Origin of the sequence: Amaricoccus sp. B4 (assembly GCF_043226085.1) — a bacterium.
In the GTDB taxonomy this organism is placed as follows: domain Bacteria; phylum Pseudomonadota; class Alphaproteobacteria; order Rhodobacterales; family Rhodobacteraceae; genus Amaricoccus.
Genome location: NZ_CP171225.1, coordinates 677,679 through 688,880 on the forward strand (window position 1 = coordinate 677,679; position 11,202 = coordinate 688,880).

Below are 11,202 nucleotides of genomic sequence, written 5' to 3' on the forward strand. Positions count from 1 at the left end.
GCCCGATCAACTTCCGCAGGGCCGGCCGCCATATCGGGCCCCAACGGCGTCCAGACAGGGCCGCCGGTCATCCCCGCGCGCCGAGCAGACGCCCCGCGTCCTTGCGCGCGAAGGCCTTCAGCTCCTGCCCCGGCCCGGCCAGAAACGCCCGCACCCGCTCGGGCTCCCGGAGCGACAGGCTCCGGAGCCACCAGGACACCGCCTTCTGGATGAACCAGTCCCGGTCGGCCACGTAACCGGAGGCCCAGCCCAGCACCCTCTCACGGATTTCCCTGTCCCTGTCAGAGGGATGCCGCATCTTCGTCCAGGGCAGCGTCACGACCAGGGCCGATCGGCGCACCCATTTGTTCGGATCGGCGATCCAGCCCTCGACCGTATCGAGCCGGGCCGGATCGGCCACCAGCCGCCGCTCGCCCACCTTGCAGGCATGATCGGCAATGGCCCAGGCGTCGAACCCCCGGACCCATCGCTGGAACTCGTCCCAGACCAGCCCCTCGCCCTCACCCATCCGCGCCTGCGTCAGCAGCTTCGCCGCCGCCACCCGACCCTCATGCACATCGCTGTCCCAGAGCCCGCGCGCCAGCGCCACCCGCGCCTCGATCCCGCCGATCCCCGCCCGCCAGCGCCGCACGCAGCCCTCGATCGCCGGCACGCCCACGCCGAGATACCGCCGGCTGGCCCGGTGATAGGCCGCCATCTGCTCCGCGGCGGCAGGGTCGGCAAGCGCCTCCAGCTCTTCAAGTGCTTGCGGAGCCGTGATATTCTCGCTCATTCCACCGTCACGGATTTCGCCAGGTTGCGCGGTTGGTCCACATCCGTCCCCTTCTGAATCGCGCAATGATAGGCGAGAAGCTGGGCGGGCACCGCATAGACGATCGGACCGGTCAGCGCATTGGTCGAGGGCAGCTCGAGCGAGGCCCAGGCCTCGCCATGCGCCGTCTCGAGCCCCGCCGAATCCGAAAGGAGCAGGATCCGCCCGTCGCGCGCCATCACCTCCTCCATGTTGGAGAGCGATTTCTCGAAGAGCGGCCCGGAGGGCGCCAGAACCACCACCGGCACCGCCTCGTCGATGAGCGCGATCGGCCCGTGCTTGAGCTCTCCCGCCGCATAACCTTCGGCATGGATGTAGCTGATTTCCTTGAGCTTCAGGGCCCCTTCCAGCGCCAGAGGATACATGCCACCGCGCCCGAGGAAGAGCACGTCGCGGGCCCGCGCGATCTCCTTGGCGATCTCCGAGATCTCGGCCTCGAGCCCCAGCGCCCGGCTCGTCAACCCCGGCAGGCTGCCGAGCGAGCCGGCAAGCTCCGCCTCGGCCTCCGCCGTCAGCTTGCCCCGCTGCCGCCCGGCAAGGATCGCGAGCATCGCCAGCACCAGCAGCTGGCAGGTGAAGGCCTTGGTCGAGGCCACGCCGATCTCCGGCCCGGCCAGGATCGAGAGCGCCACATCGCTTTCCCGCGCGATGCTCGAGGTCTCGACATTGACCACCGAAACGATCCGCCCGCCCTCGCCCTTCATGTAGCGGAGCGCCGCGAGCGTATCGGCCGTCTCGCCCGACTGGCTCACGAAGATGCCGAGCGCGCCTTCGCCGACCGGCGGCTCGCGATAGCGGAATTCCGAGGCCACCTCGATCTCCACCGGCACCCGCGCGAGGCTCTCGAACCAGTATTTCGCCACGTGACAGGCATAGTGCGCCGTGCCGCAGGCCACGAGCACGATCCGCTCGCAGCGCGAGAAGTCGATGCCGCCCGGCAACGTCACCGTGCGCAGATCGGGCGCGAGATACCGCTGGAGCGCCTGGGAGAGCACGGTCGGCTGCTCGTGGATCTCCTTTGCCATGAAATGCTTGTAACGCCCTTTTTCGACATGGAAATTGTCGATCGGCACCTCGGTTACGGCGCGCTCCACCGGCTGGCCTGCGGCATTGAAGATCTCCGCCGAGCTGCGGGTCAGGACGGCGTGGTCGCCCTCATCGAGATAGCAGATCCGCTGCGTCATCGGCCCGAGCGCCAGCGCGTCGGAGCCCACGAACATCTCGCCGTCGCCATAGCCGATCGCAAGCGGCGAGCCGCGGCGGGCGACGATCATCAGATCCTCCTCGCCCTCGAAGAGAAAGCAGAGCGCGAAGGCGCCGCGCAGGCGTGCGAGCGTCGCCCGCGCCGCCGCGAGCGGCGCCTTGCCGGCCGCGCGTTCGCTGTTGCAGAGCTGTGCGACGATCTCGGTGTCGGTCTCGGTCTCGAAGCGCACGCCCGACGCTTCGAGCTCGGCGCGGAGCTCGCGGAAATTCTCGATGATGCCGTTATGGACCACCGCAACCTGCCCCGCCTGATGCGGGTGCGCGTTCACTTCCGTCGGCTGGCCATGGGTGGCCCAGCGGGTGTGGCCGATGCCGATCGTGCCGCGGATCGGATCGCGCACCAGAAGGTCGGAAAGCGCGATCAGCTTGCCGACCGAGCGCCGCCGCGCCAGATGCCCGCCATCGAGCGTTGCGATGCCCGCGCTGTCATAGCCACGGTATTCGAGCCGCTTCAGCGCCTCGACGATGAGCGGCGCGACCTGATGGCGCCCGAGAATTCCGACGATCCCGCACATCTCAGCTCGCCTCCCCGGCGCGTTTCGCCGCCTTGGCCGCCCGGAGCCGCTCCATGAGCCGCGCACCGAGCCCGGGCTTGTTCGCCTGCCGCGCGCGCGCCACCGCAAGGGCGCCCGAGGGCACATCCGAGGTCACGATCGAGCCCGCCCCGATCATCGCATCCGCCCCTACCGTCACCGGTGCCACGAGCGCGGTGTTCGAGCCGACGAAGACCCGCGGCCCGATCTCGGTGTGGTGCTTGAAGACACCGTCGTAATTGCAGGTGATGGTGCCGGCGCCGATATTCGTTGCCGCCCCCACATGCGCATCGCCGATGTAGCTCAGGTGGTTCACCTTGGCGCCCGCGTCCACCACCGCGTTCTTGATCTCGACGAAGTTGCCGATATGCGTGTCCTCGGCCAGCTCGGCGCCGGGCCGGAGCCGCGCGAAGGGTCCGACGGTCGCGCCCCGGCTCACATGACAGCCCTCGAGATGGCAGAAGGCGCGGATCACCGCGCCGGATTCAACCGTCACCCCCGGCCCGAACACCACCGAGGGCCCGATCTCCACATCCCGCCCGATCACGGTGTCGAGCGAGAACCAGACAGAGCCGGGATCGCTCAGCGTGATGCCGGTCTCGAGCGCCTCCGCCCGTGCACGCGCCTGGAAGGCCGCCTCCGCCGCGGCGAGATCGGCGCGCGAATTCACCCCGAGCGTCTCGGCCTCCTCACAGGCGATCACCGCCGCCTTGAGCCCGCGCCCCCGCGCGAGGCTCACCACGTCGGTGAGGTAGAACTCGCCCTTTGCATTGTCGTTCCGCACCGCGCCAAGAAGCTCGAAGAGCGTCGCGCAATCGGCTGCAATCACACCGGAATTGCAAAGCGAGATTTCCCGCTCGGCGGGCGTTGCATCCCTCTCCTCGACAATCGCGATGAGCGAGCCATCGAGGTCCAGAACCAGCCGGCCATAGCCCGTCGGATCCGCGGCCTGAAAGCCCAGAACCACCACGTCGGCCCCGTCCGCCCGCGCCGCGAGCATCGCCTCGAGCGTCTCGGGCCGGATCAGCGGCGTATCGCCATAGAGCACGATCACGTCCCCGGAGAAGCCTTCGAGCGCCGCCTCGGCCGCCCGCACCGCATGCGCCGTGCCGCGCTGGTCCTCCTGCCGGGCGAAGAGCACGGTGTCGTCGATCTCGGCCACCGCCGCCTCGACATCCACGCCGCCATGGCCGGTGACCACCACCAGGCGCTCGCGCTCGATCGCATCCGCCGCGCGCATCGCATGGGCGACGAGCGGCGCGCCCGCGAGGCTGTGCAGGACCTTGGGCAGGTCGGAATTCATCCGTGTTCCCTGTCCGGCGGCCAGAACGACAACGGCAGTGGGCATGCGCATCCTCCGGGTAAGTCGGTCTCCGGGACATAGCAGCCCGCTCCGGCGGGAAAAAGGCTACCCCGCATCAGAATGTGTTTCAAAAGGTTGCCGCGATCGGGCAAGAGAAAGGCGGCCTTCTGTATCTGGAGAGTGGCATGCGTACAGCCGTATTCGACCTTGACGGAACGCTCGCGGACACCTCCGCCGACCTGATCGCGGCGGCAAACGCGGCCCTCGGCGAGGGCGGCTTCGGTACGCCGCTCGAGGCCGTGGCGGATGCGCATACGGCCTTTCGCGGCGGCCGCGCCATGCTGCGCGCGGGCCTTGCCCGCCTTCCCGCCCCGGACGGCGGCGCGGATGCGGTGATCGAGGCGCTCTACCCCCGGCTGCTGGAGCATTACCGCACCGGGCTCTGCCGCGAGACCCGGCTCTATCCGGGCGTCGAAGCCGCGCTCGACCGGCTCGCGGCCGAAGACTGGATCCTCGCGGTCTGCACCAACAAGCCGGTCGCGCTGGCCGAGGCGCTGCTCGCCGAGCTCGGCATCGCGCCACGCTTCCGCGCAACCCTCGGCGCCGACAGCCTGCCGGTGCGCAAGCCCGATCCGCAGCATCTCTTCGAGACCATCGCCCGCGCCGGCGGCCGCCCCGAGGGGGCCGTGCTGATCGGCGATACCGAAACCGATCGCGAAACCGCCCGCCGCGCGGGCCTGCCCTGCATCCTCGTGGGCTTCGGGCCCGAGGGCGCGGGCGTCGCGCGGCTTGCCCCCGAGGCCATGCTTGCCCGCTACGACGACCTGCCCGGCCTTCTGGAAGCCATGATCCCGCGCCGCCGCCGCGCCGGATAGTCCCCCATTCAAGGCTATTCAACATGCTGAAATTCATTGTCATATCGGATTTGCACATCGTTCCCCGCGGCCGGCTCAGCCGCGGCATCGACACCGCCGACCGTCTCGCCCGCGCCATCGACCATGTGAACACCCGCCACGCCGACGCCGCCTTCTGCGTCTTCGCGGGCGACCTCGTCGATGATGGCGACCGCCCCTCCTACGAGCGCCTCGCCGGCAAGCTCGCCCATCTCGAGCTGCCCTTCCACCTCACGCTCGGCAACCATGACAACCGCCCGGTCTTCCTCGAGGCCTTCGGCCCCTCGCTGGCGGCGGCCTCGGGTTGCGTCGACAGCGTGATCGACGCGGGCTGCATCCGGGTGATCGTGCTCGACAGCCTCGGCGACACCACCGACGAGGGCGTGCTCACCCCCGAACAGCTCGACTGGCTCCGCGCCCGGCTGTCGGAGGCCGCAGGGCGCGGCGTGATCGTCGTGCTCCACCACTCGATCTGCCCGCTCGGCGTGCCGACCGATGCGATCTGCCTTGCCGATCGCGAGCCCTTCCTCGCAGCACTCCGCGCCCATGGCGACGTGCGCCAGGTGATCTCCGGCCATGTCCACATGTCGACCTCCGGGGTCTGCGGCGGCATCCCCTTCACCACGATCTCGGGCAACACCTACAGCATCTACCCCCAGCTCCACGGGCCCATGGACACCGTGCCGCGGCTCGAGGGGCCGGGCCAGATCGGCGTCGTGCTCGCCGGGCCGGACGGCGTCGTCGTCCATCAGGAGAACTTCCTCGACCACCACGCCGTCCAGCCCGCCGAGATCCACGCCTGGGATCCCGACACCGCCTGAGCGGCGCCCGCGCCCCTTCCGCGGCCCCGGCCGGTCTGATATGCGCGGGGGCCGACAGGTCCAGACGCGAGGAGACCCCGATGCGGGCGATGCAGGTGAAGGCTTTCGATACCCCCCTTGAGCTCGTGGATCTGCCCCGGCCGATGCCGGGACCGGGCGAGGTGCTGCTGCGCGTCCATGCCTGCGGGGTGAACTTCGCCGACACCCTGCTGGTCCAGGGCCGCTACCAGGAACGCCTCGAGCCGCCCTTCACCCCCGGCCTCGAGCTCTGCGGCACCATCGAGGCGCTCGGCGAGGGCGTGACCGGCCCCGTCACCGGCACCCGCGTCGCCTGCTACGGCGGCGCCGGCGGCTTCGCGGAATACGCCACCGTCCCGGCCAACCGCTGCGTCGAGGTGCCCGAAGGGATGCCCGACACCGAGGTCGCGGGCTTCCTCATCGCCTACGGCACGAGCCATGTGGCGCTCGACTACCGCGCCCGGCTCCAGCCCGGCGAGACCCTGCTCGTCCTCGGCGCCTCGGGCGGCGTCGGCCTCACCGCCGTCGAGATCGGCCGGCTCATGGGCGCGACGGTGATCGCGGTCGCCCGCGGCGCGGCAAAGGGCCGCATCGCGATCGACGCCGGCGCGCATCACGCCTTCGACAGCGAGGGCGACATCCGCGCCGAGGTGAAGGCGCTCGGCGGTGCCGATGTGGTCTATGACCCCGTCGGCGGCGAGCAGTTCGAGGCCGCGCTCCGCGCCTGCAAGCCCGAGGCCCGCCTGCTGCCGGTGGGCTTTGCCTCCGGCACCGTGCCGCAGATCCCGGCCAACATCCTGCTGGTGAAGAACCTCACCGTCCACGGGCTCTACTGGGGCGCCTACGCGACCCTCCGCCCCTCGGTGCTGACCGAGAGCTTCCGCCAGCTCTTCACCTGGTACGAGGAAGGCCGCCTGCGCCCGCACATCTCCAATGTCCTGCCGCTCGAACGCGCCGAAGAAGCGCTCGAGCTCCTGCGGAGCCGCAAGGCCACCGGCAAGGTCGTCCTCAGCGTCGCCTGATCCGCCCCGCGGGGCCGGCCGCAACCGGCCTCGCGGAAAGCCTGCCGCGCTCAGCCCATCTCCTGCCGCCAGCGCGTTGACCTCCGGCACGGAATGTCCTAGCAAGACGCTCATGCGGGTGTAGCTCAATGGTAGAGCAGCAGCCTTCCAAGCTGAATACGTGGGTTCGATTCCCATCACCCGCTCCACCTTCCTCCCTGCCGAATCCCGCCCCCGCGACTCGCTGAAGAAGTGCGGCGAGGCGCGCCCCCGTTGCATTCTGATCGCCCCGCGTTAACCTGCCCGGCATTGGCAGCCGGGCACATTTCACGATGACGGACTTTCTCAAGGAAGCCAGCGCCCTCTGCATCGGCCTCGTCGCCTGCAGCCTCGGGGTCGGCGGGGCGGGCCTCGCCGCCACCACGGCCGCCGGCGAACTCGCGGTCACCGCCATCGGCTGCCTTCGCGCAATGGGCGCGGACCGCAGGCGTGTTGCCGCCGCCCAGGCCACCGTCCGCACCGACTGGGCCGCCCGCGCCCGCGAAGATCCCGACATCGCCCGGATGGAAGACTTCCTCGCCCTGAACGCAGGCGGCGTGCCGATCGAGCGCGAGATCTTCCGGGGCCTGCTGAAAAGTGGCAAATACGAAACCGCCGCGACCGACCACCTCCTCGCCCGCCTCGGCATCGCCGACATCGGCCTCTCGGAACAGGCTCAGGCCTATGCCCGCGCGTTGCTGCAATCCGGCGTCGCGAGCGCAATGGAGGGCAAGGCCTTCCGGGATCAGCTTGCAAGCGAGGGCATGCTTGCCGTCCTAGAGCTCGTCGCCCAGCCCCAGAATGGAATTCCCCGGAGCCTTCTCGAGAGCCTCGCGCAACGCTTCGGTCATGACAACCCGGATGCCCCCGTCGCGGAGCTCGAACGCCACCTCAAGGACAAGGCCGTCGAGTGGAAGGCGCTGAAGGCCCGCCTCGCCGAACTGGAAGCCTCCGACGCCCGCATCGCCGATATCCGAGCCGCCGCCGAGGACGCCCTGGCTGCGGGCGATTTCGACACCGCCCACGCGCGCCTCGACGACGCCCTCCGCCTCCGCACCGAAGACGAGGCCCTTCCGGCCTTGCGCAAACTCGCCGAAATCCACGCCCTGAAGGCCGAGACCCATCTCCTGCAAGGCGATGCCGCGAAGGCCGCCGCCGCCTTCGAAACCGGCGCCCGCCTCTTCTCGGGCGTCGATCGGTGGGAGGAAGCCCGGACACGCGAAGCTTTTGCTATCAGCCTTTACAATCATGGCCTGCGTTTCGGCGGAGCAGGCCTGTCGCTGGCGTCGACGGCCTGCCGTAAGAATCTCGAGATCGCTTCCCGCGCCGAGCATCCTGGCTTGTGGGCGACAACGCTAAGCAACCTTGCTTTGGCACTCCGCGAACAGGCCGCGCGAACAGAGGGGGAAGAGTCAACGCATCTTCTGGCCGAAGCTGTCACCGCCTATCGATCCGCGCTCGAAGTTTACAATCATGCGCGGCATCCGGAAGCTTGGTCAAAGACACAGAATAATCTTGCGATGGCACTTCGAAGCCAAGCCGCCCGAACTGAGGGACAGGCAGGCGTGCTTCTCCTCGCCGAAGCCGCGGCTGCATACCGGGCCATCCTAAAAATCCCTCTGCATGTCAATCACTCCGTGTTCTGGGCAACGACGCAAAACAACCTTGCCAACGTCCTTCGCGACCAAGCTGCTCGCACCGAAGGCGAGGCAGCAGCTAACCTCCTCGCAGAAGCCGCAATGGCATACCAAGTAGCTCTCGAAGTCGCCACTCGCATTGAGCACCCACGATACTGGGCAATTACTCAGAACAATCTCGGCAACGTGCGAGCCGATCAAGCTGCGCACACGGAGGGGCTCCCGGGCATCAAGCTCTTCGTTAAAGCTATCACCTCCTACCGCGCTGCCCTTGAGGTCCGCACCCGCGCCGACCATCCGGTGGATTGGGCCATGACACAGAACAACCTCGCCGCTGCTCTCGCCAAACAGGCCGCCCGCACGGAGGGAGCGGCGGGCACCGACCTCTTCGCCGAGGCCGTCACCACCTACCACGCCGCCCTCGAAGTCTACACCCGCCGCGACCATCCGGTGGATTGGGCCATGACACAGAACAACCTCGCCGCCGCCCTCGCCCATCAGGCCGCCCGCACAGAGGGAGCGGCCGGCACCGACCTCCTCGCCGAGGCCGTCACCGCCTACCGCGCCGCCCTTGAGGTTTACACCCGCGCCGCCCATCCGGTGAACTGGGCGATGACGCAGGAGAACCTCGGCCTCGCCTTCGAGGCGATGGCCGAGCGTGCGGCTGGCGATCCCGGCGCGCTCTATGCGGAGGCGCTCGCGTGTGTCGACCGGGCGCTCGAGGTCTTCGACCCCGCGCACATGGCGCCCGACCATGCGACGTGCCGGCGCAACCGTGATCGCGTCGCCGCGAAGCTCGCGGCCCTCGGGCCGTCGGAGGGGCCGCAGGGGCCAAAGACCGAGTGAAAAACTTGCCATATGGAATCCATATCGATTCCATATCGATTCCAGACACACCGGTTTGCGACCTTCGTCAGCTTGAGCACGCCCGCGCCGCTTGCTAGACCGTCGCCAGCGAAACAGCCTCGGGGTGGGAGTGATGGCACGATTGAGCAGCGCGGCGCAGGACCGTGCGAAGTCGAAAACCATTTCCCCGCTCAGGGCGCTGGGCCCCTTCATCCGCCCCTACCGGCTCCTCGCGCTCGGCGCGCTCGCCGCCCTCGTCGTCACCGCCGGGCTCTCGCTCACGCTGCCCCTGGCGGTGCGCCGCGTCGTCGATGGCTTCTTCGCCGAATCCCTCACCCGGATGGATCTCTACTTCGCCGCAGCCATTGGAATCGCTGCACTTCTCGCGCTCGGCACCGCAATGCGCTACTACCTCGTGACCCGGCTGGGCGAGCGTGTGGTGGCCGATATCCGCAAGGCGATCTACGACCGCGTCATCGGCATGAGCCCCGCCTTCTACGAGCGGATCATGACCGGCGAGGTGCTCTCCCGGCTCACCACCGACACGACGCTGGTGCTCTCGGTGATCGGCTCCTCGGTCTCCGTGGCGCTCCGCAACGTGCTCACCCTCCTGGGCGGCCTCGTGCTTCTCTTCTTCACCAGCCCGAAGCTCACCGCGCTCGTGCTGATCGGCGTTCCCCTCGTCGTGATGCCGATCCTGACCCTGGGCCGCAAACTCCGCGCCCTCTCCCGCCAGAACCAGGACCGTGTGGCCGAATCGAGCGCCCAGGCGTCCGAGACCCTGCTCGCGGCCCAGACGGTGCAGGCCTATACCCATGAAGCGGCGAGCCGCGCCGAGTTCGGCGCCTTGACCGAGGCCGCGTATCAGACTGCAAAGACACGCATTTTCACCCGCTCGGTGATGACCGCAATCGTGATCTTTCTCGTCTTCACCTCCGTTGTCGGCGTGCTCTGGATCGGCGCGCGCGACGTCCGCGGCGGCGGGATGACCCCGGGCGAACTCGTGCAGTTCGTGATCTATGCCGTGCTGGTCGCGGGCGCCGTCGGCTCGCTCTCGGAGATCTGGGGCGAGCTTCAGCGCGCCGCAGGGGCGACGGAGCGCATGGTCGAACTCATCCAGTCCATCGATGCGGTCGCGGACCCCGAAAAGCCCGCGGCACTGCCGGCGCGCGTTTCCGGCGCGATCACCTTCGATGACGTGACATTCCGCTATCCCGCCCGGCCCGACATCGCGGCGCTGAGCGATCTCTCGCTCTCGATCCGGCCCGGCGAAACGGTGGCGCTCGTCGGCCCCTCCGGCGCGGGCAAGAGCACGGTCTTCCAGCTTCTCATGCGGTTCTTCGACCCGGTTTCGGGTCAGGTCACGCTAGACGGCACCGATCTCCGCGCGCTTACCCGCACCGATTTCCGGCGCCAGATCGCACTCGTGCCGCAAGAACCAGTGATCTTCGCGACCTCCGCCCGCGAGAACATCCGTTTCGGGCGACCCGAGGCAAGCGATGCCGAGGTCGAGGCGGCTGCGAAGGCCGCCGCTGCGCACGATTTCATCTCGCGCCTTCCGGAGGGCTATGACTCCTTCGTCGGCGAGCGCGGAGTGATGCTCTCGGGCGGCCAGAAGCAGCGGATTGCCATCGCGCGGGCAATCCTCCGCGACGCGCCTGTCCTGCTCCTCGACGAAGCAACGAGTGCGCTCGATGCCGAAAGCGAGCGGGCCGTTCAGCAGGCGGTGGAAACGCTCGCGGAAGGGCGCACGACACTCATCATCGCGCATCGTCTCGCCACGGTGAAGCGCGCCGACCGTATCGTCGTCTTCCAGGATGGCCGCGTCGTGGCCGAAGGCACGCATGGCGCGCTGGTGGCCGAGGACGGGCTCTATGCCCGGCTCGCGCGGCTCCAGTTCACCGACGGCGCAGCCTGAGCCCGGCAAAATTACCCTAACGAGCGGAACCGCTTGCGGGTCAACCGGCCCATGCGCATTATCTTATGCGGCTGTGCCCTCCGGCACGGCAGGCGCAGGGGGGCGCCCGAGGGGGAGAT

At 68.8% G+C, this 11,202-nt stretch carries 8 protein-coding genes and 1 tRNA gene; 6 read left to right on the forward strand and 3 right to left on the reverse strand.

Annotated elements, in window-relative coordinates; genetic code table 11:
• Positions 1 to 67: 67 nt before the first annotated feature.
• Genes ACF66B_RS03220 through glmU form a run of 3 tightly spaced genes read right to left on the reverse strand, consistent with a single transcriptional unit; the run spans position 68 to position 3,955 of the window.
• Positions 68 to 772 (reverse strand): DNA alkylation repair protein, encoded by a 705-nt coding sequence (locus ACF66B_RS03220; RefSeq protein ID WP_111428275.1) that lies wholly within the window; start codon positions 770 to 772, stop codon positions 68 to 70.
• Positions 769 to 2,589 (reverse strand): glutamine--fructose-6-phosphate transaminase (isomerizing), encoded by a 1,821-nt coding sequence (gene glmS, locus ACF66B_RS03225; RefSeq protein ID WP_111428274.1) that lies wholly within the window; start codon positions 2,587 to 2,589, stop codon positions 769 to 771. The genes ACF66B_RS03220 and glmS overlap by 4 nt, the downstream gene beginning before the upstream one ends.
• 1 nt (position 2,590) lies before the next feature.
• The gene (gene glmU, locus ACF66B_RS03230; RefSeq protein WP_111428273.1) at positions 2,591 to 3,955 is read right to left on the reverse strand and encodes a bifunctional UDP-N-acetylglucosamine diphosphorylase/glucosamine-1-phosphate N-acetyltransferase GlmU; all 1,365 of its coding nucleotides are present in this window, start codon (positions 3,953 to 3,955) and stop codon (positions 2,591 to 2,593) included.
• Between the two features lie 140 nt (positions 3,956 to 4,095).
• Between glmU and ACF66B_RS03235 the strand changes: the two genes are divergently transcribed.
• The 6 genes from ACF66B_RS03235 to ACF66B_RS03260 all read left to right on the forward strand — a co-directional run bounded on the left by ACF66B_RS03235 (position 4,096) and on the right by ACF66B_RS03260 (position 11,083).
• Positions 4,096 to 4,785, forward strand: coding sequence for an HAD hydrolase-like protein (locus ACF66B_RS03235; RefSeq protein WP_111428917.1), 690 nt, complete (start codon positions 4,096 to 4,098; stop codon positions 4,783 to 4,785).
• A gap of 23 nt (positions 4,786 to 4,808) precedes the next feature.
• On the forward strand, positions 4,809 to 5,624 hold the full coding sequence (locus tag ACF66B_RS03240; RefSeq protein ID WP_111428272.1) for a metallophosphoesterase: 816 nt from the start codon (positions 4,809 to 4,811) through the stop codon (positions 5,622 to 5,624).
• A gap of 80 nt (positions 5,625 to 5,704) precedes the next feature.
• Positions 5,705 to 6,664: an NADPH:quinone oxidoreductase family protein gene (locus ACF66B_RS03245; RefSeq protein WP_111428271.1), complete on the forward strand. Its 960-nt coding sequence runs from the start codon at positions 5,705 to 5,707 to the stop codon at positions 6,662 to 6,664.
• Between the two features lie 114 nt (positions 6,665 to 6,778).
• A tRNA-Gly gene (locus ACF66B_RS03250) sits at positions 6,779 to 6,852 on the forward strand.
• Positions 6,853 to 6,975: 123 nt separating this feature from the next.
• Positions 6,976 to 9,165 (forward strand): tetratricopeptide repeat protein, encoded by a 2,190-nt coding sequence (locus tag ACF66B_RS03255; RefSeq protein WP_111428270.1) that lies wholly within the window; start codon positions 6,976 to 6,978, stop codon positions 9,163 to 9,165.
• 133 nt (positions 9,166 to 9,298) lie between these two features.
• Complete coding sequence (locus ACF66B_RS03260; RefSeq protein WP_111428269.1) at positions 9,299 to 11,083, forward strand: ABC transporter transmembrane domain-containing protein; 1,785 nt, start codon at positions 9,299 to 9,301, stop codon at positions 11,081 to 11,083.
• Positions 11,084 to 11,202 lie beyond the last annotated feature (119 nt).

Excerpts from the sequence above, each read along its gene's own strand:
- ACF66B_RS03260 (WP_111428269.1), top strand. The coding sequence starts at position 9,299 with ATGGCACGATTGAGCAGCGCGGCGCAGGACCGTGCGAAGTCGAAAACC.
- glmU (WP_111428273.1), bottom strand. The coding sequence starts at position 3,955 with ATGCCCACTGCCGTTGTCGTTCTGGCCGCCGGACAGGGAACACGGATG.
- ACF66B_RS03220 (WP_111428275.1), bottom strand. The coding sequence starts at position 772 with ATGAGCGAGAATATCACGGCTCCGCAAGCACTTGAAGAGCTGGAGGCG.
- ACF66B_RS03235 (WP_111428917.1), top strand. The coding sequence starts at position 4,096 with ATGCGTACAGCCGTATTCGACCTTGACGGAACGCTCGCGGACACCTCC.
- glmS (WP_111428274.1), bottom strand. The coding sequence starts at position 2,589 with ATGTGCGGGATCGTCGGAATTCTCGGGCGCCATCAGGTCGCGCCGCTC.
- ACF66B_RS03245 (WP_111428271.1), top strand. The coding sequence starts at position 5,705 with ATGCGGGCGATGCAGGTGAAGGCTTTCGATACCCCCCTTGAGCTCGTG.
- ACF66B_RS03240 (WP_111428272.1), top strand. The coding sequence starts at position 4,809 with ATGCTGAAATTCATTGTCATATCGGATTTGCACATCGTTCCCCGCGGC.
- ACF66B_RS03255 (WP_111428270.1), top strand. The coding sequence starts at position 6,976 with ATGACGGACTTTCTCAAGGAAGCCAGCGCCCTCTGCATCGGCCTCGTC.